Below are 25,982 nucleotides of genomic sequence, written 5' to 3' on the forward strand. Positions count from 1 at the left end.
TCAGACCACGCGCGAAAAGCGCGTGCGGTTCTCTCGGCAATAGCGGTCGAACACCATGGCAATGGCGCGCACCACGAACCAGCCCTGCGCCGTGACCTCGATGTCGTGGTCGCCGACCCGCACCAGCCCCTGGGCCGCGAGCGGCCCGAGCGCCGCGATCTCGGCCGCGAAGTAGTGCCGGAAGTCGATGCGGTGCGCCTCGCCGATGGCATCGAACATCACCCGCCCCCTGCACATCACCGCCATGATGACCGCGCGCCGCAGCACGTCGTCGCGCGAAAGCGCAAGGCCGCGAACCACCGGCAGGCGGCCCTGGTCGAGCAGGTCGTAGTAGCTTTCGAGTGTCTTGGCGTTCTGGCTGTAGGTGGCGCCGATGCGGCCGATTGCGGAAACGCCGAGCGCCACCAGGTCGCCCTCCGGCTGCGTGCTGTAGCCCTGGAAGTCGCGCTGCAGCCGCCCCTGCCGCTTGGCCACCGCGAGCGGGTCGTCCGGCAGCGCGAAGTGGTCCATGCCGATGTAGACATAGCCGGCATCGCCGAGCGTGGCAATGGCGCGCGAGAGCATGCGCACGCGCGCCGCGGCGTCGGGCAGCTCCTCCGCGGCAATGCGCCGCTGCGGCTTGAAGCGTTCGGGCAGGTGCGCATAGGCATAGAGCGCGATGCGGTCGGGCCGAAGCTCGCAGACCTGGGCCATCGTGCGTTCGAAGGACGCATCGTTCTGGCGCGGCAGCCCGTAGATCAGGTCGGCGTTGATCGACTCGAACCCCAGCGCGCGCGCATCGGCCATCAACCCGAACACCTGGTGCGCGGGCTGGATGCGGTGCACGGCCTGCTGCACCTCGGGGTCGAAGTCCTGCACGCCGAAGCTCAGCCGGTTGAAACCCAGCGCCGCCAGGCTGGTGAGCCGCGCGGCATCGACGGTGCGCGGATCGATCTCGATGGACCATTCGCCGCCGGGCATGAAGTCGAAGGATTCGCGCAGCATGGCCAGCAGTTCACCGAGCTCCGCGTCGCTCAGGAAGGTGGGCGTGCCGCCACCCAGGTGCAGCTGGCTCACGGTGGCGCGGCGGCCCAGCTGCGCGGCCTGGAGCCGGGTCTCGCGGGCCAGGTACGCCAGGTACTGGGTGGCCCGCTCGCGGTGCCGCGTCACCACCTTGTTGCATGCGCAGTAGTAGCACAACGATTCGCAGAACGGAATGTGCACATAGAGCGACAGCGGCGGCGCCGAGGCGCCCGCATCGCGCCGCTCGCGCAGCGCGGCTGCGTAGTCGTCCGGGCCGAAGGCCTCGGCGAAGCGGTCGGCCGTGGGATACGAGGTGTAGCGCGGGCCGGCAACGTCGAACTGCCGCAGCACGGCGTTGGACAAGGGGGCGGCGTCTGCAGGCTCGGCGGAAGCGGTGCAAGGCTGTGTCATTGCGGATGCTCGGGAGGTTCGCGGGACGGCGGCATGGCCAGCAGCGCGGTGAATGCGCTCGAGGCCGCCGCCATGCCCCAGAAAAGGAAGAAGGCCACGGTGTAGACACCCTGGCGCGACATCCGCAGCGCCTCGCCGCCCCAGTGCAGGTCGGACGGATCGACCAGCGCGAACACCAGCAGCTCCATGGCGCAGGCCAGCAGGAACGCGGGCCAGAGGATGCCGATCAGCTGGCGCGACGAGCTCATGGTCGCACGGCCTCGGCCGGCGTTGCCGCATGGTTCCTGCCCTTGACGGCGGGCATCAGCTTCTTGTCGGCCAGGGTCTTGTTGATCTCGACGCCGCGGCGGTAATAGTCTTCCGACACCAGCGGGTCGGGGCTGCCCCAGGCATACCAGAAGGTCACGAAGCTCGCGACCACCACCAGCGCGGGGCCGGCAATCACCATCCAGAGCAGCGGATGGCGCCACCATGGATCGTCGGCGGCCAGCGGTTCGTTCGTCGTCGTGTTCATATCGTCTCCTTCAGCGCGGCACCAGGAAGGCCGCTTTTTCCGACACCTGAATACCGCTGCGTTCGTCCCGGATGTCGAAGTGCACCGTGTGTGAACCGGCGGGCACGGCGCCGTAGGGCACCTGCAGCCGCACGGCGACCCACCGCGACTGGGCCGGGCCGATCGTGACCGGCTCGCCCGGCGAGACGCGCAGCCCCTCAATGCCGTGGGCGGCAATGCGGTAGTCGTGCGCCTCCTCGGTGGCGTTCATGATCTGGAGCCGGTAGACGTTCTCGAGCCGGCCGTCCTCGACGATGCGGGCGAGCGACGCGCGGTCGCGCACCACGTCCACCTTCAGCGGCGTGCGCGCGACAAGGCTCGCGAGCAGCCCGATGACCAGCACCGACAGGATGGCGCTGTAGACCAGCACGCGCGGACGCAGCACGCGGCGCACCAGCTGGCGGCGCGACCATCCTGCCTCCATGCCGTTCTGCGTGTCGTAGCGGATCAGCCGCGGCGCATAGGCCATCTTCTGCATCACCGTGTCGCAGGCGTCCACGCACAGGCCGCAGCCGATGCATTCGTACTGCAGCCCCTGGCGGATGTCGATGCCGGTCGGGCACACCTGCACGCACAGCCCGCAGTCGATGCAGTCGCCCAGCGCCATGCTGCGCGGATCGACACCCTTGCGCCTGGGCGCACGCGGCTCGCCGCGCTTCGGGTCGTAGCTGACGATGAGCGTGTCGCGGTCGAACATGGCGCTCTGGAAACGCGCATACGGGCACATGTACTTGCACACCTGCTCGCGCATGAAGCCCGCGTTGCCATAGGTTGCAAAGCCGTAGAAGAAGACCCAGAACACTTCCCACGAGCCCATCCGGGACTGCAGGAAGGCCATGCCCAGCTCCCGGATGGGCGTGAAGTAGCCCACGAAGGTGAAGCCAGTCCACATGGCGATGCCGATCCACACCAGGTGCTTGAACCACTTCTTCACCAGCTTCTCGAGCGACATCGATTCCGCGTCCAGCCGCATGCGCGCGGTGCGGTTGCCCTCGATCTTGTGCTCCACCCACATGAAGATCTCGGTGTAGACGGTCTGCGGGCAGGCGTAGCCGCACCACAGCCGACCGGCCACGGCGGTGAAGAGAAAGAGCGCCAGCGCGCTCACCACCAGCAGCCCCGAGAGGTAGATCAGGTCCTGCGGGTACAGCACCAGGCCGAAGACGTAGAAGCGCCGCGCGGCCAGGTCGAACAGCACCAACTGCCGCTCGCCCCACTCGGCCCAGGGCAGGCCGTAGAACACCAGCTGGGTCAGGAAGACCATGGCCCAGCGCCAGCGTGCGAACATGCCGCGGACGGTGCGCGGATAGATCTTCTTCGAGGCCTCGTACAGGCCCACCGACTCGCTCTCGGCCGCTGCGATGGGAATGATCTTGCGCGTGCCGGGAACGGCCGGGGCCGATGCGGAGACGGGAGCGGATGGGTCCATGGTGACGATCCGGCGGCCTCAGGGCCCCGTCGCAGGATTGGAGAATCCCCATACATAGGACGCGAGCAGCTTGATCTGCGCCTCGGTGAGGCGGCCTTCCTGCGCGGGCATCTCGCTGTGCTTGCCGGCGTTGACGATCTGCACGATGGCCGTCTCGCCGTAGCCGTGCAGCCAGAGCTTGTCGCTCAGGTTGGGCGCGCCCACCGCCTGGTTGCCGACACCGCCGATGCCGTGGCAGGCAGCGCATACCGTGAACTTCGACTTGCCGAGGCCGGCGCGCACCGAGTCGTGCGGCGCACCCGAGAGGCTCAGCACATAGTTCGCCAGGTTCTTGACGTCCTCCTGCGTGCCCACCGCCGCGGCCATCGGCGGCATGGTGCCGGTACGGCCCTTGGTGATGGTCTCGGCGATCTTCTCGGGCGCGCCGCCATGCAGCCAGTCCTTGTCGGTCAGGTTGGGAAAGCCCTTGCTGCCGCGCGCGTCGGAGCCGTGGCACTGGGAGCAGTTGTTCATGAACAGGCGCTCGCCGATGGCCATGGCCTTGGGTTCGCGCGCGATGTCCTCCATCGGCATGCCGGCATAACTCGCGTAGACCGGCGCCAGCGCCGCGGTGGCCTTGGCGACCTCCTCGTCGTATTCGCTCCGGGTGCTCCAGTTCGCCTGGCCGCTGAAGCTGCCCAGGCCGGGAAAGACCACCAGGTAGCCCACCGAGAAGAAGATGGTCAGCACGAAAAGGCCGATCCACCACATGGGCAGCGGATTGTTGGACTCGCGCAGGTCCTCGTCCCAGACGTGGCCGGTGGTGTTGTCCGCATCGGAAGGCACGCGCTTGCGGGCCGTGAGCCACAGCAGCAGCATGCATCCGAGGATGCTCAGCACCGTGCCGGCGGCAACGTAGTTGGACCAGAAGTTGTTGACGAAATCGCTCATCGTGGGCCCCTTTTGTTCTTCAGTCCTGCTCGAACGGCAGGTGCGCGGCTTCCTCGAAGCGCGGCGCGTTGCGCCGGGCATAGGCCCAGGCCACGATGCCGAGGAAAAGCACAAAGCAGGAAACGGTTGCGGCAACGCGCAAGGTGGTGATGTCGATCATGGTTCGGTGCTCCCTACTTGAGCGCGAGGCCCAGCGATTGCAGGTACGCCACCGTGGCGTCCATCTCGGTCTTGCCGCGCACGTCTTCGGCGGCGCGGGCGATGTCCTCGTCCGTGTACGGCACGCCGACCTTTCGCAGCGCGCGCATGTGGCGCGGAATGGCGTCGGCATCGACGAGGTTCTTGTCGAGCCAGGCATAGGCCGGCATGTTCGATTCGGGCACCAGGTCGCGCGGGTTGTTCAGGTGGATGCGCTGCCATTCGTCGCTGTACTTGCCGCCCACGCGGTGCAGGTCCGGGCCGGTGCGCTTGCTGCCCCACTGGAACGGATGGTCGTAGACGAACTCGCCCGCCACCGAGTAGTGGCCGTAGCGCAGCGTCTCCGAGCGGAACGGCCGGATCATCTGCGAGTGGCAGTTGTAGCAGCCCTCGCGCAGGTAGACGTCGCGGCCGGCCAGCTGCAGCGCCGTGTGCGGCTTCAGGCCCTGGATCGGCTCGGTGGTCGACTTCTGGAAGAACAGCGGCACGATCTCGACCAGGCCGCCGATGGCGACCACCACGAGAATCAGCACGATCATCAGCAGGTTGTTGGTCTCCACCTTCTCATGGGTGAAGCCGCTCTTGGAGGGGGTCTTCTGCGTCATGGCGCTTCCTCAGGCGTGGGCAATGGCAACGGGCGGAATGGCGGCCTGCATGGAGCGCCCGGAGATGACGGTCATCCACACGTTCCAGGCCATCACCAGCATTCCCGCCAGGTACAGCAGGCCGCCGGCAAGCCGCACCACGTAGAACGGGAAGGTGGCCTTCACGCTCTCCACGAAGGTGTAGGTGAGCGTGCCGTCGGGGTTGATGGCGCGCCACATCAGGCCCTGCATCACGCCGGCGATCCACATGGCGGCGATGTACAGCACGATGCCGATGGTGGCCATCCAGAAGTGCGCCTCGATGGCCTTCACGCTGTACATGGCGGTGCGGCCGTACATGCGCGGGATCAGGTAATAGAGCGAGCCCATCGTGATGAAGCCCACCCAGCCCAGTGCGCCGGAGTGCACGTGGCCGACGGTCCAGTCGGTGTAGTGGCTCAGGGCGTTGACGGTCTTGATCGACATCATCGGACCCTCGAAGGTCGACATGCCGTAGAACGACAGCGCCACGATCAGGAAGCGCAGGATCGGGTCGGTGCGCAGCTTGTGCCAGGCGCCCGAGAGCGTCATGACGCCGTTGATCATGCCGCCCCAGCTCGGCGCGAGCAGGATCAGCGAGAACACCATGCCCAGCGACTGCGTCCAGTCCGGCAGCGCCGTGTAGTGCAGGTGGTGCGGGCCGGCCCACATGTAGGTGAAGATCAGCGCCCAGAAGTGGACGATGGAAAGCCGGTACGAATACACCGGCCGGCCGGCCTGCTTGGGGATGTAGTAGTACATCATCCCGAGGAAGCCCGCGGTGAGGAAGAAGCCCACCGCGTTGTGGCCGTACCACCACTGCACCATCGCGTCCTGCACGCCGGCATAGGCCGAGTAGCTCTTCATCCAGCCCGCCGGAATCTCGGCGCTGTTGACGATGTGCAGCAGCGCCACCGCGATGATGAACGCGCCGTAGAACCAGTTGGCCACGTAGATGTGGCGCACCTTGCGGATGCCGATGGTGCCGAAGAACACCACCGCATAGGCCACCCACACCACCGTGATCAGGATGTCGATGGGCCATTCGAGCTCGGCGTACTCCTTGCCCGTGGTGTAGCCCAGCGGCAGGCTGATGGCGGCGGCCACGATCACGGCCTGCCAACCCCAGAACACGAACGACGCGAGCGCCGGCGCGAACAGCCGGACCTGGCAGGTGCGCTGCACCACATGGAAGCTGGTGGCCATGAGCGCACAGCCGCCGAACGCGAAGATCACCGCGTTGGTGTGCAGCGGCCGCAGCCGTCCGTAGCTGAGCCATGGGATGCCGAGGCTGAATTCGGGCCAGGCGAGCTCGGTGGCGATGATCACGCCGACCAGCATGCCGACCACGCCCCAGACCACGGACATGAGGGCGAACTGCCGCACGGCGGTGTCGTCGTAGATCGCTGCGGGAGGATTGGGTTCTTGCATCGTGGTGCCTCTTGATGGACTGCGGGCAGTGTCCCCGCGCCCCCGGCCGGCCGGTTTGATGCAGATCAATCGCCGCGCAGGATGCGGTCGCCTTCGATCTCGATGTCTTCGAACTGGCCGCGCTCGATCGCCCACCACAGCCCGCCGAGGATGGCGAGCACGAGCACGACCGACAGCGGGATCAGCAGGAAGAGGATGTCCATCAGCGCACCGCCTTGCCCGCGGTGGGGGCCGCGAGCCGCGCGGCGTTGAGCACCACCACCAGCGAACTCGCCGCCATGCCCAGTCCGGCCAGCCATGCGGGCAGCCAGCCCATGACGGCCAGCGGCACGCACAGCGCGTTGTAGCCGGCCGCCCATGCAAGGTTCTGCCGCACCACGCGCAGCGTTCGCCGCGCCTGCGCGATGGTGCGCGGAATGGCCGCGAGCGCGTCGCCCGGCACCACGAAGTCGGCCCGCGCGCGCGCGAGCGGCACGGCGCGCCCGAAGGCGAAGGAGGCATTCGCGCGTGCCAGCGAAGGCCCGTCGTTCAGGCCGTCGCCCACCATCGCCACCTGCCGGCCTTCGGCCTGCAGGCGCCACAGGACCTCGAGCTTGTCTTCGGGCGTGCAGCCGCCCTGGGCGAATTCGATGCCGGCGCGCGCGGCGATCTCCCGCGCGGCGCTGTCGCGGTCGCCCGACAGCAGGCGCACCGTGACGCCTTCGGCCTGCAGTGCCGCCACGGCGGCGGCGGCGTCCGGGCGCAGCTCCTCGGCCAGCACGAAGCTCGCGATCCAGCCCTGCTCGTCGCTGAGGTGCACCTGCGGCGCCTCCACCTGCAGCGGCGCCACGTTGCAGTGGCTCGCCGAGCCCAGCCGCACGCGCCGCGCCGGAGCATCGCCGGCCGCGCTGCGGCGCAGCAGGCCTTCGAGCCCGAGGCCGGCCAGTTCGGCCGGCTGCGTCACCTCCCAGGCGGGCGGCGAGCGGAATTGCGCATTCCATGCATTCACCAGCGCCCGCGCGCCCGGATGCAGCGAGTGCGCGCCGAGCGCGGCGCCGATCTCCAGCGCATCGCCCGGGCGCAAACCCTGGCGGCAGTAGACGCGTTCGAGGCGCGGCGTGTCGCCGGTCAGCGTGCCCGTCTTGTCGAAGATCACTGTGTCGACCGCGGCCAGTGCCTCCAGCGCCTGCAGGTTGGACGTCAGCACGCCGCCGCGCGCCAGTGCGCCCGCGCTCGCGAGCATGGCGGCCGGCGTTGCGAGCGACAGCGCGCACGGGCAGGTCACGATCAGCACCGCCACCGCCACCATCAGCGCGCGGCCCGGGTCGGCATGCCACCAGAAGGCCGCGGCCCCGGCGGCCGACACCAGCACCAGCACGAGAAACGGCCGCGCGATGCGGTCGGCCAGCTGGGCCAGGCGCGGCTTGCTGAGCGCGGCGCTCTCCATGAGCCGCACGATCTGCGCGAAGCGCGTGCCCTCGCCCACCGATTCGATGCGCACCTGCACGGTCGCCGACAGGTTGTGGCTGCCCGCCAGCACGCGCTCGCCGCGCGCCCGCGCCACGGGGCGGGATTCGCCGGTCAGCAGTGCTTCGTCGGTGCTGGTGCCGCCGTCGACCAGCACGCCGTCGGCCGGAAAGGCCTCGCCCGGGCGCACCCGCACGACGTCGCCTGCAGCCAAGCGCCGCACCGCCACGCGCTGCCAACCGCCATCGGCCCCGAGCCGCTCGACGCCGTCGGGCAGGCGGTTCATCACGGCCTCGAGCGAGCCGGCCGTGCGGTCGCGCAGCCGCGCCTCGAGCCAGCGGCCCGTGAGCAGGAAGAAGACGAACATGGTCAGCGAGTCGAAATAGACCTCGTGGCCCAGCGCGCCCGCGCTGTCGAAGGTGGCCGCGGTGCTGACCGCGAATGCAATGGCGATGCCGAAGGCGACCGGCACGTCCATGCCGATGCGCGCATGGCGCAGATCGCGCCACGCACTGCGAAAGAACGGCCCGCAGGAGAAGAACAGCACCGGCAGCGTCAGCACCCAGGAGGCCCAGCGAAGCAGCTGCGCGGCGTCCGGCGTCATTTCGCCGGGCTGCGCGATGTAGGCCGGGTAGGCATACATCATCACCTGCATCATGCAGAAGCCCGACACCAGCCAGCGCCAGAGCGCGAGCCGCAGCTCGCGCGAACGGCGCTCGCGTGCGGAGCTGTCGGCGGCGGGCACCAGCCGGTAGCCGGCGGCCTCGCAGGCCTCGAACCAGCGCGAAGGCCGCGTCAGCGCGGCGGACCACACCACGCGTGCGCGCTGGCTCGCGGCGTTCACCTGCACCTCGAGCACGCCCGCCACGCCCAGCAGCGCCGCCTCCACGGCCAGGCCGCAGCCCGCGCAGTGCATGCCTTCCACCGCCACCTGCGATTCCCAGCGCCCCGTGCCCGCATCGCCGCCTTCGAGCACATGGCCGAACGCGGGCCATTCGGCGGGATCGTCGAGCACCTGCCACGCTTCACGGGGTGCCCGTGGGAGCGCGGCGGCCGGGGAAAAAGAGGCGAGCGCGGCTTGCATCGGGCAAGGCTAAGGGCCGGCCGGGCGCGCGCATTTGATCTGCATCAAGCGGCGCGGGTGGCCGCCTGCCTAAGCTCGCAGCACACTTTCCCGGAGAGAAAACCATGTACAAGCGCATTCTCGTGGCCACCGACGGCTCCACGCTCTCGAAGAAGGCGGTCACGAGCGCGATCGCCCTCGCGAGCCGGCACGATGCCGACCTCGTGGCGCTCACCGTGGTGCCGCGCTACCCCAAGAGCTACTTCGACGGCGCCATGGCCTTCTCGCCCGAAGACATCGCCCGGGTCGAGAAGCAGTGGGACGACAAGGCGCAGGACATGCTCGACGGCGTGGCAGCGCGCGCGGCGGCCAGCGGCGTGCCCTTGAAGAAGGCCATCGCCAACTCGGACCTGGTGGCCGAATCGATCGTCGCCGCCGCGAAGAAGCACAAGTGCGACCTGATCGTGATGGCCTCGCACGGCCGCAAGGGCATCAAGCGGCTGCTGCTGGGCAGCGAGACGCAGCATGTGCTGACGCACTCCAGCCTGCCGGTGCTGGTGCTGCGCTGAACGCGCGGCGGGCCTGCTTCAGGCGGCCTGCATCGACCCCGCGCCGAGCGCGTCGTTCTCGGCTTCGCTGAGCCAGCGGCGCTTGTCGCGCAGCGGCGGCGCGCCGAACATGCGGCTGTACTCGCGCGCGAACTGCGACGGGCTCTCGTAGCCCACGCTGTGCGCCGCGCTCGACACGTCGGCACCGGCCATCAGCATCTGGCGGCGCGCTTCCTGCAGGCGCAGCTGCTTCTGGTACTGCAGCGGGCTCATGGCCGTCACGGCCTTGAAGTGATGGTGGAACGACGACACGCTCATGTGCACCGCGCGCGCCATGTCCTCGATCCGCAGCGACTGCGAATAGTTGATGCGCAGCGCGCTGATGGCCTTGGCGATGCGCTGGGTGTGGCTGTCCTGCAGCGCGATCTGCCGCAGCCGCGCGCCCTCCCCGTTCACCAGCAGGCGGTACATGATCTCGCGCTTGATGAGCGGCGCCATGATCGGCACGTCCTCGGGCGACTCGACCAGCCGCAGCAGCCGCAGCACCGGCTCCAGCACCGGCATGCCGATGCGGTTGACGTACATGCCGCGCGAAGCAGGCGCATTGGCCTTCGCGGGCAGCTTCTCGTCGCCGATGAGCTTGCCGATCTCGTCGATCGCCAGCTCCAGCCGCAGGCCCAGGTAGGGCTCGTTGTCGCTCGTCAGGCGCACCTGGCCGCACACAGGCAGGTCGACCGAGGTCACCAGGTAGTGCATCGGGTCGTACACATAGATGTCGTCGCCCACGATGATCCGCTTGGAGCCCTGCGCGATCAGCCCCAGCGCCGGGGTCGCGAAGGCGTGCTTGGGGCCGTCGGGCTTGCTGATGCAGAACACCTGCAGGCCGGCCACCGGCGTTTCCACGGTGCCGTCCTGGCCGCGCGTGATGCGGTTGATCAGCGCCACCAGTTCCTTCCTGGCTTCGTCGAGTTCGGGCTCCAGCGGCATCGGCTGGGCAATGGCGGCAGCGATTTCGGGTGTGTCTTGGGGCATGTTCGGGGGGCCTTGTCACGGGTGGGGCCGCGGTGGCGGCCGGCGTGGAGGATCGGGTGGTTCAAAGCTTAGCGCCACGCCAACGAATCTGCACGGCCCGCGCAGGAGGTCTGGAGAAATAGGCAAGGACTTTGCAGGAACGCGCTCGCCATGCCCGGCGCCGCGGCCGGATACTTTTGCGGACGGCGGGGGCTTTCCGGCCCTCTTCCCCTTCTTCCCCTCTTCTCGCGCCCCCACCCAAAGGACATCTCTCATGCAGTACCGCAAATTCGGCCGCACCGGCCTGTTCGTTTCCGAACTCTGCCTCGGCACCATGACCTTCGGCGGCGCGAGCGGCATCTGGGGCCAGATCGGCAACCTCCAGCAGTCGGAGGCGGAAGGCCTGGTCGGCCGCGCACTCGACGCCGGCATCAACTTCATCGACACCGCGGACGTGTACTCCGAAGGGTTGTCGGAAACCATCACCGGCCAGGCGCTGAAGAACCTCAAGGTGCCGCGCGAGAACGTCGTGGTCGCCACCAAGGTGTTCGGCGAGACCGGCAAGACAGCCAATGCCGCCGGCGCCTCGCGCTACCACATCATGGACGGCGTGAAGGCCAGCCTCAAGCGCCTGCAGCTGGACCACATCGACCTCTACCAGATCCACGGCTTCGACCCCGTCACGCCCATCGAGGAAACCGTGCGCGCGCTGGACAACCTGGTGCAGCAGGGCCACGTGCGCTACGTGGGCGTTTCCAACTGGGCGGCCTGGCAGATCGTGAAGGCGCTGGGCATCGCCGAGCGCCAGGGGCTTGCGCGCTTCGAATCGCTGCAGGCCTACTACACCATCGCGGGCCGAGACCTGGAGCGCGAACTGGCGCCGATGCTGCAGAGCGAAAGCCTCGGCCTGATGGTCTGGAGCCCGCTGGCGGGCGGCCTGCTGAGCGGCAAGTACGGGCGTGGCACCGAAGCCGAAGAAGGCAGCCGCCGCACCAGCTTCGACTTTCCACCCGTGAACGTCGAGCGCGCCTACGACTGCATCGACGTGATGCGCCAGCTGGCCGAAGCGCGCAAGGTGTCGGTGGCGCAGATCGCGCTCGCGTGGCTGCTGCACCAGCCGGTGGTGACCAGCGTGATCGTCGGCGCCAAGCGCGTCGCGCAGCTGGACGACAACATTGCCGCCGCCGCGATCCGGCTCTCCGCCGATGAGCTGGCCGCGCTCGGCAAGGTGAGCGCCCTGCCCTCCGAGTACCCGGGCTGGATGCTGGAGCGCCAGGGCGGCGCGCGGGCGAAGCGGCTGGCTGAATCAGGCGAGCGCGGCTGAGTGGCTGAACTCGGCCGGCGTCGCCGTGTGGCTGAACTCGGCCAGCGCCGCTGACTGGCGCGCCGCGTAGGCCGCTGTAGCGCGCAATGCGCGCAGGTCGAGGTGCCGCGCGGCGTTTGCTGCCGAGGGCTCGGCCAGGTGCGGCACCACACCGAGCAGCGGCGCGCCGAGCCGGCCGCGCAGCGTCTGGAGATTGGCCTCGGGCGCCAACATGCCCGGCTCGACGGTGCTCGCGATCCACCCCGCCAGCACGAGCCCGCGCGCGCGGATCGCTTCCGCCGTGAGCAGCGCGTGGTTCAGGCAGCCCAGGCGCAGCCCGACCACCAGGATCACCGGCAGTCCCAGCGCCACGGCCAGGTCGGCGCTGTCGAGATCGTCGCCGAACGGCACGCAGAAGCCGCCCACGCCTTCGACCACCACCGCGTCGGCGCACTCCGACAACGCCGCGAAGGCCGACAGCAGCGGCGGCAACTCGATGCGCACGCCCTCTTCCCTGGCCGCCAGGTGCGGCGACATCGGCGCGCGCAGCAGGTACGGACAGCGCAGGGCCAGGGGCGCATCGACATTGCCGGCCGCGCGCAGCTGCTCGACGTCATCGTTGCGCCAGGCGCCATCGACCCGTTCCAGCCCCGCGGCCACCGGCTTCATGCCAACCGCGCGCAGGCCCGAGGCGGCCAGCAGGCTCAGCATCGCGCTGCTGGCCAGCGTCTTGCCGACGCCCGTGTCGGTGCCCGTGACGAACCAGCGGCGACGTGTCATGGGTGCACCCGACGCGGGGCTCATGCCGCCTTCTTCCACGGCTGCGCCAGTGCTTCACCCAAGGCATCGAGCAGCCGCGCCACGTCGTCCTCCGAGTGGCTGGCCGACAGCGTGATCCGCAGCCGCGCAGTGCCGGCGGGCACGGTCGGCGGGCGGATCGCACCGACGCGCAGGCCGCGGGCATCGAGCTGCGCCATCGTCTGCATCGCGCGCGCGTTGTCGCCGACGATCAGCGGCTGGATCGCGGTTGGCGAATCGGGCAGCCAGGCGCTGCCGTCCGCCGGCAGGATCGTCTCGAGGCCGCGGCGCAGCTGGGCGATGCGCGCATGCAAATGGGCGCGGCGCACGTTGCCCTCCTCGCCTTCGATCAGCGCAAGGCTCGCGAGCAGCGCATGCGCGATGGCCGGCGGCGCGGCGGTGGTGAAGATGTAGGGCCGCGCCCGCTGCACCAGGTAGTCGATGACCGTACGGTGCGCCGCCACGAACGCGCCCGACACCCCGGCCGCCTTGCCGAGCGTGCCGATGAGCACCAGCCGCTCCGAACGCAGCCCCATGGCCTGCAGCACGCCCCGGCCCGTGGCGCCCAGCACGCCGAAGCCGTGCGCATCGTCCAGCACCAGCCAGGCGTCGTGGCGCTCGGCCAGCGCGAGCAGCTCGGCCACGGGCGCGATGTTGCCGTCCATGCTGAAGACCGCATCGCTCACGATCAGCTTGACCGGCGCATCGCAGGCGCCGAGCTGCGCGTCGAGCGCGGCCACGTCGCAATGCGGATAGCGTTCGACCCGCGCCTTGGCCAGCCGCGCGCCGTCGATCAGCGATGCGTGGTTGAGCGACTCCGAAAAGATCACTGCCTCCGCGCCGCCAAGCGCCGACAGCACCGCGAGGTTGGCCATGTAGCCGGTACAGAAGAAAAGGCTCTGCGCCTCCGGGATGAACGGCGCCATCCAACCGGCCAGCCGCTCCTCGAGCTCGGCATGCGCGCGCGAGTGGCCGAGGATCAGGTGCGACCCGCCGCTGCCCGTGCCGTAGCGCGCCGCGCCCTCGGCCAGTGCGGCGGCCAGTGCCGGATGCGCGGCAAGGCCGAGGTAGTCGTTGCTGCTGAAACCGAGCATGGTACGCGGCGCGCTCGCGCCGGCCAGCGTCAGCGATTGCGCGGGTGCGCAGGCGGTTTCGGCGATCTGCCGGCGGCGGCGCAGCGATTGCGCGTCGAGCGCCGTGATCTCGTCCTGCAGGCGTTCAAGCAAGCGCGGCATCGCGGCCTCCTTCCTCTGCGTGGGCAGAAACGGCCACCGCTTCCAGTGTGGCCAGGGTGCCGTCGACCAGCCGGTCGATGTCGTCGTCGCCGATCGCATAGGGCGGCATGAGATAGACGGTCGCGCCGATCGGGCGCATCAGCAGCCCGTTCGCGCGCGCGGCCAGGTGAAAGCGCTCCGCGAACCGGGCGCCGGGCTCGCGCACGTCGAAGGCCGTGATCATTCCGCGCTGGCGCAGGTGATCGACGGGCATGCCGTGCAGCCCCTTGCGCAAGCGGCCGACCAAGCGCTCGGCGCGGGCGCGGTTGCGGCGCAGCGCGTCCTCGTGCTCGAACAGGTCGAGCGTTGCCAGCGCCGCGCGGCAAGCCAGCGCGTTGCCGGTGTAGGAATGGGAATGCAGGAAGCTGCGCGCCACGTCGTCGTCGACGAAGCCCTGGTAGATCGCATCGCGCGTCATCACCAGCGCCAGCGGCAGGTAGCCGCCGCTGATGCCCTTGGAGAGGCACAGGAAGTCGGGCCAGATGCCGGCCTGCTCGCAGGCGAAGAAGCTGCCGGTGCGCCCGCAGCCCACCGCAATCTCGTCGGCGATGAGGTGCACGCCGTAGCGGTCGCACAGTGCGCGCACGAGGCGCAGGTATTCGGGGTCGTGCATGGCCATGCCGGTGGCGCATTGCACCAGCGGCTCGACGATCACGGCGGCAATCGATGCATGCCGTTCGGCCAGCAGCGCTTCGAGTTCGGCCGCGGCGCGCCGCGCCACGGCGGCGGCGTCTTCGCCCGGCCCTGCGGCCCGGGCGTCGGGCGATGCCACGAGGTGCGCATTCGCGAGCAGCGGCGCGTAGGCGTCGCGGAACACCGGCACGTCGGTCACATGCAGCGCGCCCAGCGTTTCGCCGTGGTAGCCCTGCCGCAGCGCGACGAAATTCTGCTTGCCGGCGCGGCCCGCATTGCGCCACGCATGAAAGCTCATCTTCAACGCGATCTCCACCGCCGAGGCGCCGTCCGAGGCATAGAAGCAATGGCCCAGCGCATGGCCGGTCAGCGCGGCAAGCCGCTCGGCCAGTTCGACCGCTGGCGCGTGCGTGCAGCCCGCGAGCATCACGTGCGAGAGCGTGTCGAGCTGGTCCTTCAGCGCCGCGTTGATGGCCGGGTGCGCATGGCCGAAGAGGTTGACCCACCAGGAGCTCGTCGCGTCGAGGTAGCGGCGTCCGTCGTGGTCGAACAGCCAGACGCCCTCGCCCCGCGCGATCGGCAGCGGCGGCACCGCCTCGAGCCGGATGCTCTGCGTGCACGGATGCCAGACGTGGCGCCGGCTGCGCTGCTGCCAAGCGGTGTTTTTCGATGCCGAGGGCATCGAGGGAGAAGCAATCGTTGGCGGCATCCGCGCATTCCTTTGGGGGCAAGGCGCGGGATCGTATCGGCGCAAATCCGGCGCGGCAAACCGCCGGTGTGGGCATCGGAATGCGGGCACTTGACCGACGTTGGCCGGGATAGGACACGCGTTCGGATCAACCTCGCGCAACAGGGACGCTTCATGTGCGGAGGCTGGCGCGGAAGGTAAATGCAAGTTGTCTTGCAGGCGACAAAGATAGCTGTGGAATATCGAGTTCTCACCTCCTGGGAGGCAGCCAATCTTGCGATCGGACAGTCTGGTGGCCGATATCGGCTATCGGCAAATTCCACGCCCCGCCGTACCCGCGCATGAGGCTTGGACGACGCCCGCGGTGGGCCAATTCCGACACCGGCGGGCAGGCGCCGCGCGGACAAACAGATGTTCATCCATTCATTCATTCGAAGGAGCAGCCCATGTCCAAGACGAACCCCAACACGCCCGACGAGCGTGGTTCGTTGCCTCCCCAGCACAACAAGGCCGGCCACCAGAGTCCGACACCGCGCAACGAGCCGCGCCGCACCATCGAGAGCCGCCACGACCGCGAAAGCCACGTCGGCGGCAGCAACCAGAGCCAGTCCCGCCGCGGCGGCGCCGGCGGTTCCACGCATTGACGAGAGCGGCCTGGACGCCACCGGCCCGCCGGAGTCGGCACCATGTCCCATCGCAACGAAGCCACGGCCGCGCTGAAGGCGCTCAGCGTGGCGACCGATGCCTGCCGCGAATGCCCGCTGGGCGCGCATGCGACCCAGTCGGTGTTCGGCGAAGGGCCGGTCGGCGCGGCGCTGATGGTGGTCGGCGAGCAGCCGGGCGACAAGGAAGACCTGGTCGGCCGCCCCTTCGTGGGCCCGGCCGGCAAGCTGTTCGACCGCGCGGTGGCCGAACTCGGCTGGTCCCGCGAGAAGCTTTACGTGACCAATGCGGTGAAGCATTTCAAGTACGAGCTTCGCGGCAAGCGCCGCATGCACAAGACCCCGGGCCAGCGCGAGGCAGAGGCCTGCCATCACTGGCTCGAAAGCGAGATGGAGCTCGTGCAGCCGCGCGCCTATATTGCGCTCGGCGGCACGGCCGCGCGCTCACTGCTCGGCCGCCCGGTCGCGGTGATGAAGGAGCGCGGCCAGTGGGTCGAAGATGCCGCAACCGGCCGCCGCGTGCTGGTCACGCTGCATCCCTCCGCCCTGTTGCGCGGCGACCCGCTGCAGCGCGAAGCGGCCTGGGAAGCCTGGCTCAAGGACCTGTCGATGGCTTCGGAACTGATGAAGAAAGCCGGGGCCAGGCGCCCCGCCGAAAAACAGCCTGCCGCGAAAAAGCCAGCGGCAAGGCCCGCCGCAAGTCATGCGCGGCGCCGCGTGCGCATGGTGATGGAATAGCGCAGCGCCTCGGTCGGCGCAATGCTGTGCTGCCAGGCCCAGCGCGCTTCGCCGCGCAGCATGTAGATGGAGCGCGGCTCGATCAGCAGCTGCAGGCTCGCGGGTGCGCTGGCGCTGGCCGGCGGATAGGGCCGCAGCTGCATCACCGCGTCGCCCTGCAGCGAAACGCCCACGATGTCCTCGAAGTCCGGCACGTCGCGGTGCCAGCCGAGCGGCGTGCCGGGCCGGTATTCGGAGATCAGCATGTGGGCGAAATCCTCGGGCGCCGTGCCCATCCATGCGGCGACCCGCGCGCGCAGCGGGTGAAGCGCGGGGGGCATCGCAGCGCCGGGCCGCAGCCGGTGCTTGTCGAAGTCGTAGCTGCCGCCAAAGCTGATGCCGCGGCGGCGCGCGGTGTATTCCTTGTAGCGCATCTCGCGCAGCTCGAAGCCCTGCACCAGGCGCAGCAACTCGGCCTCCTCGGCGCGCGTGAGGAATTCGCGCTCGTAGCGCAGGCCCTCGATGGCGGCCGCGGGCGCCTCGCCGAACAGGTCGGGCTCGTCAGCGAACTGGATGTGCCTGGCTGAACGCATCGATGCTTTCTCCTTCGCCCGCGTGCACCGGCCCGCCCAGCCGCAGCTCCCACCAGGGCGGCAGCAGCTGCCGGATCTCGGCGCGCGCGAAGCGGTCGTCCAGCAGGTGCAGCACGCCGCTGTCCTGCTCGGTGCGAATGACGCGGCCGGCCGCCTGCACCACCTTCTGCAGGCCGGGATAGAGGTAGGTGTATTCGTAGCCCTTGCCGAAGCGCGCCTGCATGCGCTCGCGCGTGATCTCGTTGAGTGCGTTGTGCTGCGGCAGGCCCAGGCTCGCCACGAAGGCCCCGATCAGCCGGCTGCCGGGCAGGTCGATGCCTTCGCCGAACGCACCGCCGAGCACGGCAAAGCCGATGCCCCGGCCGCCCTCCTCGAAGCGGGCGAGAAAGCCGTGGCGATCGGCCTCGGCCATGCCGCGCGTCTGGGCCCACACGGGCACGCCGGGGTGCCCGGCCAGGAAGGCCGCGCAGGCCTTTTCGAGGTAGTCGAAGCTGCTGAAGAACGCGAGGTAGTTGCCCGGCATGCGCTCGAACTGCGCGCCGATGATCCCGGCCACGCGAGCGAGCGAGCCCGCGCGGTCGCGAAAGCGCGTCGACACGTTCATGGCCACCTCCACGCGCAGCTGCTGGCTGCGGAATGGCGAGGCCACGTCGAGCAGCATCGTTTCCGGCGGCAGCCCCAGCGCGTCGCGGTAGAACTCGAAGGGCGACAGGGTGCCGGAAAAACAGGTGACCGATGCGGCGTCCGCGAAGCGCGGCTCGAGGAACGGCGCCGGCACCAGGTTGCGGATCGCGAGGCTGCGCTGCTGCTGGTCGTGCGCGGGGCCGAGCGTGCGTTCGAAGACCGAATGGTCGTCGAAGGCTTCGGCCAGCCGGGCGAACTGCAGCGCATCGAAGAAGAAGCGTTGCAGCGGCCCTTGCGCCGCGTCGGGCGTGGCCGCGAAGTATTCGCCCATGGCCGTGTTGGCGGCCTGCAGCGTGCGCGCGAAGCGTTCGGGAATTTCGTCGGCGGTGTCGTAGGGCTCGAGCTGCGCCTGCTGCACCGTGTCCCATTCGCGGTACAGCCGTCCCAGCGCGCCGCGCACCGAGGCGGGCGCCACGCGGTGGGCCTCTTCGAGCGCGAGGCCATCGAGCCGCGCCGTGTACATGCCGCGCGCGCGCTCCAGCAGGTTGTGGGCCTCATCGACCAGCACCGCCGCGCGCCATTCGGCGTCCTTCATGGTGGCGTAGAGAAAGGCGCTGCCGTCGAAGTAGTAGTTGTAGTCGCCCACGATCACGTCACACCAGTGCGCCATTTCCTGCGCGAGGAAATAGGGGCATACGGTGTGCGCCAGCGCAATTCTTCGCAGCGTCGGCCGGTCGAGCCTGGTGGCCTGCGCGGCCTCCTCGCGCGCGGCGGGCAGGCGGTCGTAGAAGCCCTTGGCGAGCGGGCAGGCATCGCCGTTGCAGGCGCGGTCGGGGTATTCGCAGACTTTTTCGCGCGCCGTGAGTTCGAGCACCCGCACCTGCGCGCAGTCCTTGCCCAGCACGCGGAATGCGTCGAGCGCCACGGCGCGGCCCGAGGTCTTGGCGGTGAGAAAGAAGATCTTGTCGATCTTGCGCGCGGCCCGCGCCTTCAGCAGCGGGAAGATGGTGGCCAGCGTCTTGCCGATGCCGGTGGGCGCCTGCGCCATCAGGCAGCGCGCGTTCACGGCGGCGCGGTAGACGGCCTCGGCCAGCTCCCGCTGGCCGGGCCGGAACGAGCCATGCGGAAATTCGAGCCGGCCGAGTGCATGGCCCAGCGCCGCATGGTGAGCGGCCTCGCTCTGAGCCCAGGCGCTGTAGCGCGCGCACAGAAGCTCGAAATGCGCCTGCAGCTCGGCCCGCGTGTGCTGCTCTTCCAGCACGGTTTCCTCGCCGGTGCCGAGGTCCAGGTAGACCAGCGCGACGGTGATGTGCTCATGGCCGTGCATCTCGCAGAGCATCCAGCCGTAGCAGCGGGCCTGCGCCCAGTGCAGCGCCCGGTGGTTGCCGCGGATGGCATCGAAGTCGCCGCGGAAGGTCTTGATCTCCTCGACGCGGGGTTCGCGCGGGTCGTACCCGTCGGCACGGCCGCGCACCTGGAGCGCGCCGCAGCGGGAGACCATCGGCACCTCGCTTTCATAGCCGTCGCCGCGCCGGCCTTGCACGAGCGCGTGGCCGGCCATGCCTTCGAGCGCACTGGGTGCGGGCACGAAGCGCAGGTCGAGGTCGCCGGCCTTGGCACCGAAGGCGCACAAGGCCTTCACGGAGACGGTGCGAGCATCGGGCGCCTCTTCTGGCGACTGGGTGGAAAGGTCCGTGGTCACGGCTGATGCTGTATAAAACAACAGTATAGCGACCGCACCGCTGCAAAACGGTATCGGGGCCTTCTCCGACACCCGGCGCTCCAGAATTCGGCAAAACTTCAAAAGTTTTGCTTACAAATCCTGTTCGAATGAAAACGCCGACCGCGATCGACCCCGACGACTTCGACCGCCTGCTGAGCCGCAACCTCAAGTGGCCGCTGCTGGGCGGCCTGGTCGGCGCCCTGGTGTTCGTCAGCCTGATCGTGTTCCTGCTGATCACCATCGGCCGGGTCGAGCAGACCGACCGCGTGACGCGCAGTGCCAGCGACCTGCAGCGCCGCAGCATCGACATGGAAACGGGCCTGCGCGGTTTCCTCATCACCGGCGAGGAGAGTTTTCTCGAGCCCTACCAGAGCGCGCTGCCGAAGATCAGGAGCGACACCGCCGCGCTCCGCGAAATGGTGCTGGACAACCGGCAGCAGGCGGAGCGGGTCGAGCGCATCGCGACGCTGCAGGATGCCTGGAACGGATTCGCGCAGGAGCTGATCGCCCTGCGGCGCGCCGGCGGCAACTACCAGCAGGCGGTGCGGCAAGTCCGGGGCAACCAGCTGCGCGACGACATGCGCGCCGAGTTCGCGGCCTTCATGGACACCGAAGAGGGCCTGCGCTACCAGCGCAATGAAGAGGTCAACCGCACGGCCTGGCTGGTGGTGGCCGTGTTCCTGCTGTTCACGCTGGTATTCACCGGCATGGTGGCCTACTTCGGGCGCCGGCAGCTCGTGCGGCTTTCGAACAGCTACGACGCGGTGCTGCGGGACCAGGCCGCGCATGCCGAGCGGCTGGCGCAGCAGGCGTGGCTGCGCAGCGCGCAGACCGAGCTGGTGGGCGAACTGGTGGGCGAACTGAATGCCAACGACCTGGGCCGCAAGGTCCTGGCTTTCTTCTCGCGCCACCTGGGCAGCGCGGTCGGCGCGCTGTACGTGCGCGAGCGGCAAGGCACGCTGCGCCGCGCCGCGAGCTACGGCTTCTCGATGGAGGCCGAGGCCTCGCCGCAGGTGTTCTCGCCGACCCAGAGCCTGGTCGGGCAGGCGGCGGCCGAACGGCGACGCATGCTCGTGGAGCCGATCCAGGCCGACTACCTGAAGGTCAACTCGGGCCTCGGCGAGATGGCGCCCGCGGCCGTGCTGCTGGTGCCCGTGTCGAGCGACGGCGTGGTGAACGGCGTGGTCGAACTCGGACTGCCGGGCGTGCCCGATGCGCGGACCAACGAACTGCTCGACCTGGTGACCGAGGACATCGGCGACTCCCTCGCGGCGGCCCGCTACCGCGAGCAGCTGCAGGACGCATTGGCTGAAACGCAGCAGCTGAACGAGGAACTGCAGGTGCAGCAGGAAGAGCTGCGCACCGCCAACGAGGAACTCGAGGAACAGTCGCGCGCACTGCGGGCTTCGCAGGCCATGCTGGAGAACCAGCAGGCCGAGCTGGAGCAGACCAACAGCCAGCTCTCCGAGCGCACCGAGGCGCTCGACCAGCGCAATGCGGCCCTGCGCCGCGTGCAGCGCGACCTGGAAGACCGCGCCGACGAACTGCAGCGCGCCAGCCGCTACAAGTCGGAGTTCCTGGCCAACATGTCGCACGAGCTGCGCACGCCGCTCAACAGCGCGCTCATCCTGGCCAAGCTGCTCGCCGACAACCCGCAGGGCAACCTGAGCCCCGAGCAGGTGAAGTTCGCGGAGTCGATCTACGCGTCGGGCAACGACCTGCTGGTGCTGATCAACGACATCCTCGACATTTCCAAGGTCGAGGCGGGCAAGCTCGAAGTCGTGATCGAGGAGGTGGTGCCGGGCAAGCTCGCGCAGAGCCTGGAGAGCACCTTCAGGCCGCTGGCCGCCGAGAAGCAGCTGGCCTTCCGCCTGGAGATGCAGCCCGGCACGCCCGCCACGCTGGCCACCGACCGCCACCGCGTCGAGCAGATCCTGAAGAACCTGCTCTCCAATGCGATCAAGTTCACCAACAGCGGCGAGGTGGCGCTCACGGTCTCGGCGGCTGCGGATGGCGGCGCGGTCTTCGCGGTGAGCGATTCGGGCATCGGCATTGCGCCCGAGCAGCAGGAGCTGATCTTCGAAGCCTTCCAGCAAGCCGACGGCACCACCAGCCGCCGCTATGGCGGCACCGGCCTGGGTCTTTCCATTTCGCGCGACCTCACGCGCCTTCTGGGCGGCACGCTCACGCTGCAAAGCCAGCCCGGACGGGGCAGCACCTTCACGCTGCAGCTGCCGGCCGCGGCGCCGCAGGCCTCGCAACAGGCTGCTCGGCCCCCTGCTGCGACGCCCGCAAGGTCCGCAGCGGGGCGCGCGCCCTTCCCTGCTGCGCACGCCACGCCCGCGGCACCTTCGCTGCCCGTTGCGGTGCCGCCGCCCTCCTTTGCCGACGACCGCACGCTGCCACCCGACCAGGTGCGCCGGGTGCTCGTGATCGAGGACGAGCCGCAGTTCGCGCACATCCTCTACGACCTGGCGCACGAGCTCGGCTACCGCTGCCTGGTCGCCCATGGCGCGGCCGACGGCTTCGAGCTGGCGCACCAGTTCCTGCCCGATGCCATCCTGCTCGACATGCGCCTTCCGGACAGCACCGGGCTTGGCCTGCTGCAGCGCCTGAAGGATTCGCCGCAGACGCGCCACATCCCCATCCACGTGGTCTCGGCCGCCGACGACGCGCAGGCCGCCGCCCTGCACATGGGCGCCATCGGCTATGCGCAGAAGCCGGCCACCCGCGCCGAACTGATGCAGGTGTTCGCCCGGCTCGAGGAAAAGCTCACGCAGAAGGTCAAGGCCGTGCTGCTGGTCGAGGACGATGCGCTGCAGCGCGAAAGCGTGATCCGACTGATCGGCGACGAAGACATCGAGATCGCCGCCGTGGGTTCCGGCGAAGAGGCGCTCGAACTGCTGCGCAGGCGCGTCTTCGACTGCATGATCACCGACCTGCACCTGCCCGACATGCAGGGCAGCGAGCTGCTCAAGCGCATGGCGTCGGAAGAAATCGTCTCGTTCCCGCCGGTGATCGTCTACACCGGGCGCAACCTCACGCGCAGCGAGGAAGCCGAGCTGCAGCGCTATTCGCGCTCCATCATCATCAAGGGCGCACGCTCGCCGGAACGCCTGCTCGACGAGGTCACGCTGTTCCTGCACAAGGTCGAGGCCGAGCTGTCCAGCGAGCGCCAGGGCATGCTGAAGGCGGCGCGCGGACGCGACCGCATCTTCGAGGGCCGCACCATTCTTTTGGTGGACGACGACGTGCGCAACCTCTTCGCGCTCACGAGCGCGCTGGAGCAGCGCGGCGCCACGGTCGAGATCGGCCGCAACGGCCGCGAGGCGCTCCAGAAGCTCGACCAGGCGCGCGAGATCGACCTGGTGCTGATGGACGTGATGATGCCGGAGATGGACGGCCTGGAGGCCACGCGCCGGCTGCGCGCGGACCCGCGCTTCGAAAAGCTGCCCGTGATCGCCATCACCGCCAAGGCCATGAAGGACGACCGTGAGCAGTGCCTGGCCGCGGGCGCCAGCGACTACCTGGCCAAGCCTGTGGATTTGGAGCGCCTGTTCTCCCTTCTGCGCGTGTGGATGCCCAAAATGGAGCGGCTGTGAACCCCAATGCCGCATCCCTGCCCCTGCCATCCGCGCTGAGCAACACGGAGATCGAGCTTCGGCTGCTGATGGAAGCCATCTACCTGCGCTACAGCTACGACTTCCGCAACTACACCGTGGCTTCGCAGAAGCGCCGCGTGCTGCACGCGCTCGCGCAGTTCGGGCTGCCGAGCATCTCGGCATTGCAGGAGAAGGTGCTGCGCGATCCGCTGCTGTTCGGCCGGCTGCTCGAATTCCTGACGATCCCCGTGAGCGAGATGTTCCGCGACCCGGCCTACTTTTTGGCGCTGCGCCGGCACGTGGTGCCGATCCTGCACACCTATGCGTCCCTCAAGGTGTGGGTGGCGGGCTGCAGCACCGGCGAGGAGGTCTTTTCGCTGGCCATCCTGCTGCGCGAGGAAGGCCTGCTCTCCCGCACGCAGATCTATGCCACCGACATCAACCCGGCCTCGCTCGAGAAGGCGCGCCAGGGCATCTTCCCGATCGAATCGATCCGCGGCTACACGGCCAACTACCAGCGCGCCGGCGGGCGCAGTTCCTTCTCCGACTACTACACCGCGGCCTACGACGCCGCGCGCTTCGACCCGGCGCTGTGCGCCGACGTCATCTTTGCCGACCACAGCCTGGCCACCGACAGCGTCTTTGCCGAGACGCAGCTCGTCTCGTGCCGCAACGTACTCATCTATTTCAACCGCGAGCTGCAGGACCGCGCGCTCGGCCTGTTCCACGAGTCGCTCTGCCACCGCGGCTTCCTGGGCCTGGGCGCGAAGGAGAGCATCGACTTCTCGAGCTACGCCGAGCGCTTCGACGCCCATTCGCAGCCAGAGCGCATCTACCGCAAGGCCACATGAAGCCGGATGCCCGCCCCTCCCCTGCGCGGCGCGTCGAGGCCGTGGTGGTCGGCGCGTCCGCGGGCGGCATCGAGGCGCTGCTGGCGCTCCTGCACGGTATTCCGCCGCCGTGGCGGCTTCCAGTGGTGGTGGTCCTGCACCTGCCCGAAGGCCACCAGAGCCACCTGGCCGAGATCTTTGCCGAGCGGCTGCACATGCCGGTGCACGAGGCCGCCGACAAGATGCCGGTCGCGCCCGACAGCCTGTATTTCGCGCCGCCCGGCTATCACCTGTCGATCGAGCGCGACCGGTGCTTTTCGCTCAGCTGCGAGCCGCCCGTGCACTTTTCGCGGCCCTCGATCGACGTGCTGATGGCCTCGGCCGCCGATGCCTACGGCCCCGCGCTCGCCGGCTTCCTGCTTACGGGCGCGAACGACGACGGCGCCGAAGGCCTGTTGCGCATTCACATGGCCGGCGGCATCACCGCCGTCCAGGACCCGGAGGAAGCCCAGATTCCCACCATGCCCCGGGCAGCCATTGCCCGCCATTCCCCCGATCACGTGCTTGCCCTGCGCGAGCTTCGCACTTTGCTGCTGCAACTGGAGTCCGCCCATGCCCATTGACGTCGAAAGCAAGCTGCTGATCGTCGATGACCTGCCCGAAAACCTTCTTGCGCTCGAGGCCCTGATCCGCGGCCCGGGACGTGCGGTATACCGCGCGGCCTCGGCCGAGGAGGCGCTTGCGCTGCTGCTGGACCACGAGTTCGCGCTGGCCATTCTCGACGTGCAGATGCCCGGCATGAACGGCTTCGAGCTGGCCGAGCTGATGCGCGGCACGGAGCGCACGCGGCACATCCCGATCATCTTCGTGACGGCGGCGGGCCGCGATTCGAACTACGCGTTCCAGGGCTATGAAAGCGGCGCGGTCGACTTCCTCTACAAGCCGCTCGATCCGCATGCCGTCACCGGCAAGGTCAACGTGTTCGTCGACCTGTACTGCCACCGCAAGGCGCTGCGGCACGAAATGAATGCGCTCGCAGTGGCCAACCAGAAGCAGGAAGAACTGGTCCAGCAGCTGCGCCACACCCAGCACGAACTCGAACGCGCGGTGCGCATGCGCGACGACTTCATGTCGATGGTCTCGCATGAGCTGCGCACGCCGCTCAACACCCTCTACCTCGAAACGCAATTGCGCCAGGTCCAGGTGTCCAGGGGCAAGCTGGAGTCCTTTGCCGCGGATCGCCTGCCCGCCATGATCGAGCGCGACCAGCGGCAGATCCGCAACATGGTGCGGCTGATCGACGACATGCTCGACGTCACGCGCATGCGAAGGGACGCGCTGTCGATCCAGCCCAAGCCGGTCGACCTTGCCGCGCTCGCGCGGGCCGTGGTGGAAGGCCTGAAGCAGCAGGCCGAGGCCGCGGGCTCTCTCATTGCACTGGAAGCGCCGGGCGAGCTGCGTGGCGTGTGGGACGAGTTCCGCATCGAGCAGGTGCTGACCAACCTGCTGACCAATGCGCTGCGCTACGGCGGCGGCAAGCCCGTGGAGATGATGCTGTACGAGCGGGACGGCACCGCGCACATCACCGTGCGCGACCAGGGCATCGGCATTGCGCCCGAAGACCAGGAGCGCATCTTCGAGCAGTTCGAACGCACCGACGACAGCCGCAAGCATGCGCCCGGGCTGGGCCTCGGGCTCTACATCACGCGCAAGATCGTGGGCCTGCACGGCGGGCGCATCGAGGTGGAGAGCCGGTCCGGCGAAGGCTCGCTGTTCCATGTCGAGCTGCCGCTGCAGGCCGCCGCGAAGACTGCGACGCAAGTGCGGGCGTAGGCGCCCTCCTACTGCACGGGAGGCGATTGGCCGGGATACTGGGTGGATACAACTTGC

General features: G+C 69.0%; 24 protein-coding genes. 8 read left to right on the top strand and 16 right to left on the bottom strand.

Features of this window, described 5'->3' with window-relative positions; genetic code table 11:
• The 10 genes from hemN to RZE77_RS14160 form a co-directional block, all read right to left on the bottom strand.
• Window positions 1-1,413: an oxygen-independent coproporphyrinogen III oxidase gene (gene hemN / locus RZE77_RS14115; RefSeq protein ID WP_319438019.1), complete on the bottom strand. Its 1,413-nt coding sequence runs from the start codon at window positions 1,411-1,413 to the stop codon at window positions 1-3.
• On the bottom strand, window positions 1,410-1,661 hold the full coding sequence (locus tag RZE77_RS14120; protein ID WP_319432707.1) for a hypothetical protein: 252 nt from the start codon (window positions 1,659-1,661) through the stop codon (window positions 1,410-1,412). Before RZE77_RS14120 ends, hemN begins: the two co-directional genes overlap by 4 nt.
• Window positions 1,658-1,927, bottom strand: a complete 270-nt coding sequence (locus tag RZE77_RS14125) for a FixH family protein (RefSeq protein ID WP_319438020.1) — start codon at window positions 1,925-1,927, stop codon at window positions 1,658-1,660. Before RZE77_RS14125 ends, RZE77_RS14120 begins: the two co-directional genes overlap by 4 nt.
• 10 nt (window positions 1,928-1,937) lie before the next feature.
• Window positions 1,938-3,395: a cytochrome c oxidase accessory protein CcoG gene (gene ccoG / locus RZE77_RS14130; protein ID WP_319438021.1), complete on the bottom strand. Its 1,458-nt coding sequence runs from the start codon at window positions 3,393-3,395 to the stop codon at window positions 1,938-1,940.
• An 18-nt stretch (window positions 3,396-3,413) separates the two neighbouring features.
• Entirely contained in the window at window positions 3,414-4,325 is a 912-nt protein-coding gene (gene ccoP, locus RZE77_RS14135) for a cytochrome-c oxidase, cbb3-type subunit III (protein ID WP_319438022.1), read from the bottom strand.
• A 19-nt stretch (window positions 4,326-4,344) separates the two neighbouring features.
• Window positions 4,345-4,485, bottom strand: coding sequence for a cbb3-type cytochrome oxidase subunit 3 (locus RZE77_RS14140; protein ID WP_319432715.1), 141 nt, complete (start codon window positions 4,483-4,485; stop codon window positions 4,345-4,347).
• Window positions 4,486-4,498: 13 nt separating this feature from the next.
• Window positions 4,499-5,128 carry a cytochrome-c oxidase, cbb3-type subunit II gene (gene ccoO, locus RZE77_RS14145; protein ID WP_319438023.1) on the bottom strand — a complete coding sequence of 210 codons (630 nt, stop codon included), beginning with the start codon at window positions 5,126-5,128 and terminating at the stop codon, window positions 4,499-4,501.
• Between the two features lie 9 nt (window positions 5,129-5,137).
• Window positions 5,138-6,577, bottom strand: coding sequence for a cytochrome-c oxidase, cbb3-type subunit I (ccoN, locus tag RZE77_RS14150; protein ID WP_319438024.1), 1,440 nt, complete (start codon window positions 6,575-6,577; stop codon window positions 5,138-5,140).
• A gap of 65 nt (window positions 6,578-6,642) precedes the next feature.
• The gene (gene ccoS, locus RZE77_RS14155) at window positions 6,643-6,780 is read right to left on the bottom strand and encodes a cbb3-type cytochrome oxidase assembly protein CcoS (RefSeq protein WP_012747919.1); all 138 of its coding nucleotides are present in this window, start codon (window positions 6,778-6,780) and stop codon (window positions 6,643-6,645) included.
• Complete coding sequence (locus RZE77_RS14160) at window positions 6,780-9,107, bottom strand: heavy metal translocating P-type ATPase (protein ID WP_319438025.1); 2,328 nt, start codon at window positions 9,105-9,107, stop codon at window positions 6,780-6,782. The genes ccoS and RZE77_RS14160 overlap by 1 nt, the downstream gene beginning before the upstream one ends.
• Window positions 9,108-9,211: 104 nt before the next feature.
• On the opposite strand from RZE77_RS14160, the gene RZE77_RS14165 reads away from it, so the two are divergent.
• Complete coding sequence (locus RZE77_RS14165) at window positions 9,212-9,655, top strand: universal stress protein (RefSeq protein ID WP_319432723.1); 444 nt, start codon at window positions 9,212-9,214, stop codon at window positions 9,653-9,655.
• Window positions 9,656-9,673: 18 nt separating this feature from the next.
• On the opposite strand, the gene RZE77_RS14170 is transcribed toward RZE77_RS14165, so the two are convergent.
• Window positions 9,674-10,666, bottom strand: coding sequence for an AraC family transcriptional regulator (locus RZE77_RS14170; protein ID WP_319438026.1), 993 nt, complete (start codon window positions 10,664-10,666; stop codon window positions 9,674-9,676).
• Window positions 10,667-10,919: 253 nt separating this feature from the next.
• Here RZE77_RS14170 and RZE77_RS14175 point away from each other — a divergent pair, with 253 nt between their 5' ends.
• Entirely contained in the window at window positions 10,920-11,969 is a 1,050-nt protein-coding gene (locus RZE77_RS14175; RefSeq protein ID WP_319438027.1) for an aldo/keto reductase, read from the top strand.
• On the opposite strand, the gene bioD is transcribed toward RZE77_RS14175, so the two are convergent.
• Genes bioD through bioA form a run of 3 tightly spaced genes read right to left on the bottom strand, consistent with a single transcriptional unit; the run spans window position 11,952 to window position 15,362 of the window.
• Complete coding sequence (bioD, locus tag RZE77_RS14180; RefSeq protein WP_319438028.1) at window positions 11,952-12,728, bottom strand: dethiobiotin synthase; 777 nt, start codon at window positions 12,726-12,728, stop codon at window positions 11,952-11,954. The two genes, RZE77_RS14175 and bioD, sit on opposite strands and share 18 nt — an antisense overlap.
• 20 nt (window positions 12,729-12,748) lie before the next feature.
• Window positions 12,749-13,981: an 8-amino-7-oxononanoate synthase gene (bioF, locus tag RZE77_RS14185; RefSeq protein ID WP_319438029.1), complete on the bottom strand. Its 1,233-nt coding sequence runs from the start codon at window positions 13,979-13,981 to the stop codon at window positions 12,749-12,751.
• Window positions 13,965-15,362: an adenosylmethionine--8-amino-7-oxononanoate transaminase gene (gene bioA / locus RZE77_RS14190; protein ID WP_319438030.1), complete on the bottom strand. Its 1,398-nt coding sequence runs from the start codon at window positions 15,360-15,362 to the stop codon at window positions 13,965-13,967. Before bioA ends, bioF begins: the two co-directional genes overlap by 17 nt.
• Window positions 15,363-15,787: 425 nt before the next feature.
• On the opposite strand from bioA, the gene RZE77_RS14195 reads away from it, so the two are divergent.
• Together RZE77_RS14195 and RZE77_RS14200 are read left to right on the top strand one after the other, a co-directional pair.
• Entirely contained in the window at window positions 15,788-15,985 is a 198-nt protein-coding gene (locus RZE77_RS14195; RefSeq protein WP_319438031.1) for a hypothetical protein, read from the top strand.
• A 42-nt stretch (window positions 15,986-16,027) separates the two neighbouring features.
• Window positions 16,028-16,741, top strand: coding sequence for a UdgX family uracil-DNA binding protein (locus tag RZE77_RS14200; RefSeq protein ID WP_319438032.1), 714 nt, complete (start codon window positions 16,028-16,030; stop codon window positions 16,739-16,741).
• Here the strand turns inward: RZE77_RS14200 and RZE77_RS14205 are convergent.
• On the bottom strand, window positions 16,705-17,313 hold the full coding sequence (locus RZE77_RS14205) for an alpha-ketoglutarate-dependent dioxygenase AlkB (RefSeq protein WP_319438033.1): 609 nt from the start codon (window positions 17,311-17,313) through the stop codon (window positions 16,705-16,707). The two genes, RZE77_RS14200 and RZE77_RS14205, sit on opposite strands and share 37 nt — an antisense overlap.
• Window positions 17,282-19,639 carry a helicase C-terminal domain-containing protein gene (locus RZE77_RS14210; RefSeq protein ID WP_319438034.1) on the bottom strand — a complete coding sequence of 786 codons (2,358 nt, stop codon included), beginning with the start codon at window positions 19,637-19,639 and terminating at the stop codon, window positions 17,282-17,284. Before RZE77_RS14210 ends, RZE77_RS14205 begins: the two co-directional genes overlap by 32 nt.
• Before the next feature lie 128 nt (window positions 19,640-19,767).
• Here RZE77_RS14210 and RZE77_RS14215 point away from each other — a divergent pair, with 128 nt between their 5' ends.
• From RZE77_RS14215 to RZE77_RS14230, 4 genes are read left to right on the top strand one after another with little or no spacing between them, the layout of a single operon-like run.
• Window positions 19,768-23,262, top strand: coding sequence for a response regulator (locus RZE77_RS14215; protein WP_319438035.1), 3,495 nt, complete (start codon window positions 19,768-19,770; stop codon window positions 23,260-23,262).
• On the top strand, window positions 23,259-24,113 hold the full coding sequence (locus RZE77_RS14220; RefSeq protein WP_319438036.1) for a CheR family methyltransferase: 855 nt from the start codon (window positions 23,259-23,261) through the stop codon (window positions 24,111-24,113). The genes RZE77_RS14215 and RZE77_RS14220 overlap by 4 nt, the downstream gene beginning before the upstream one ends.
• Entirely contained in the window at window positions 24,110-24,715 is a 606-nt protein-coding gene (locus RZE77_RS14225) for a chemotaxis protein CheB (RefSeq protein WP_319438037.1), read from the top strand. The genes RZE77_RS14220 and RZE77_RS14225 overlap by 4 nt, the downstream gene beginning before the upstream one ends.
• Window positions 24,705-25,925 carry a hybrid sensor histidine kinase/response regulator gene (locus RZE77_RS14230; protein WP_319438038.1) on the top strand — a complete coding sequence of 407 codons (1,221 nt, stop codon included), beginning with the start codon at window positions 24,705-24,707 and terminating at the stop codon, window positions 25,923-25,925. Before RZE77_RS14225 ends, RZE77_RS14230 begins: the two co-directional genes overlap by 11 nt.
• Window positions 25,926-25,982: the final 57 nt, after the last annotated feature.

This window comes from Variovorax sp. SPNA7 (genome assembly GCF_033807855.1).
Taxonomy (GTDB): domain Bacteria; phylum Pseudomonadota; class Gammaproteobacteria; order Burkholderiales; family Burkholderiaceae_C; genus Variovorax; species Variovorax beijingensis.

Bases quoted from the DNA above. Each gene is read 5' to 3' on its own strand.
- hemN (WP_319438019.1), bottom strand. From the start codon at position 1,413: ATGACACAGCCTTGCACCGCTTCCGCCGAGCCTGCAGACGCCGCCCCC.
- RZE77_RS14120 (WP_319432707.1), bottom strand. From the start codon at position 1,661: ATGAGCTCGTCGCGCCAGCTGATCGGCATCCTCTGGCCCGCGTTCCTG.
- RZE77_RS14125 (WP_319438020.1), bottom strand. From the start codon at position 1,927: ATGAACACGACGACGAACGAACCGCTGGCCGCCGACGATCCATGGTGG.
- ccoG (WP_319438021.1), bottom strand. From the start codon at position 3,395: ATGGACCCATCCGCTCCCGTCTCCGCATCGGCCCCGGCCGTTCCCGGC.
- ccoP (WP_319438022.1), bottom strand. From the start codon at position 4,325: ATGAGCGATTTCGTCAACAACTTCTGGTCCAACTACGTTGCCGCCGGC.
- RZE77_RS14140 (WP_319432715.1), bottom strand. From the start codon at position 4,485: ATGATCGACATCACCACCTTGCGCGTTGCCGCAACCGTTTCCTGCTTT.
- ccoO (WP_319438023.1), bottom strand. From the start codon at position 5,128: ATGACGCAGAAGACCCCCTCCAAGAGCGGCTTCACCCATGAGAAGGTG.
- ccoN (WP_319438024.1), bottom strand. From the start codon at position 6,577: ATGCAAGAACCCAATCCTCCCGCAGCGATCTACGACGACACCGCCGTG.
- ccoS (WP_012747919.1), bottom strand. From the start codon at position 6,780: ATGGACATCCTCTTCCTGCTGATCCCGCTGTCGGTCGTGCTCGTGCTC.
- RZE77_RS14160 (WP_319438025.1), bottom strand. From the start codon at position 9,107: ATGCAAGCCGCGCTCGCCTCTTTTTCCCCGGCCGCCGCGCTCCCACGG.
- RZE77_RS14165 (WP_319432723.1), top strand. From the start codon at position 9,212: ATGTACAAGCGCATTCTCGTGGCCACCGACGGCTCCACGCTCTCGAAG.
- RZE77_RS14170 (WP_319438026.1), bottom strand. From the start codon at position 10,666: ATGCCCCAAGACACACCCGAAATCGCTGCCGCCATTGCCCAGCCGATG.
- RZE77_RS14175 (WP_319438027.1), top strand. From the start codon at position 10,920: ATGCAGTACCGCAAATTCGGCCGCACCGGCCTGTTCGTTTCCGAACTC.
- bioD (WP_319438028.1), bottom strand. From the start codon at position 12,728: ATGACACGTCGCCGCTGGTTCGTCACGGGCACCGACACGGGCGTCGGC.
- bioF (WP_319438029.1), bottom strand. From the start codon at position 13,981: ATGCCGCGCTTGCTTGAACGCCTGCAGGACGAGATCACGGCGCTCGAC.
- bioA (WP_319438030.1), bottom strand. From the start codon at position 15,362: ATGCCGCCAACGATTGCTTCTCCCTCGATGCCCTCGGCATCGAAAAAC.
- RZE77_RS14195 (WP_319438031.1), top strand. From the start codon at position 15,788: ATGTCCAAGACGAACCCCAACACGCCCGACGAGCGTGGTTCGTTGCCT.
- RZE77_RS14200 (WP_319438032.1), top strand. From the start codon at position 16,028: ATGTCCCATCGCAACGAAGCCACGGCCGCGCTGAAGGCGCTCAGCGTG.
- RZE77_RS14205 (WP_319438033.1), bottom strand. From the start codon at position 17,313: ATGCGTTCAGCCAGGCACATCCAGTTCGCTGACGAGCCCGACCTGTTC.
- RZE77_RS14215 (WP_319438035.1), top strand. From the start codon at position 19,768: ATGAAAACGCCGACCGCGATCGACCCCGACGACTTCGACCGCCTGCTG.
- RZE77_RS14225 (WP_319438037.1), top strand. From the start codon at position 24,110: ATGAAGCCGGATGCCCGCCCCTCCCCTGCGCGGCGCGTCGAGGCCGTG.
- RZE77_RS14230 (WP_319438038.1), top strand. From the start codon at position 24,705: ATGCCCATTGACGTCGAAAGCAAGCTGCTGATCGTCGATGACCTGCCC.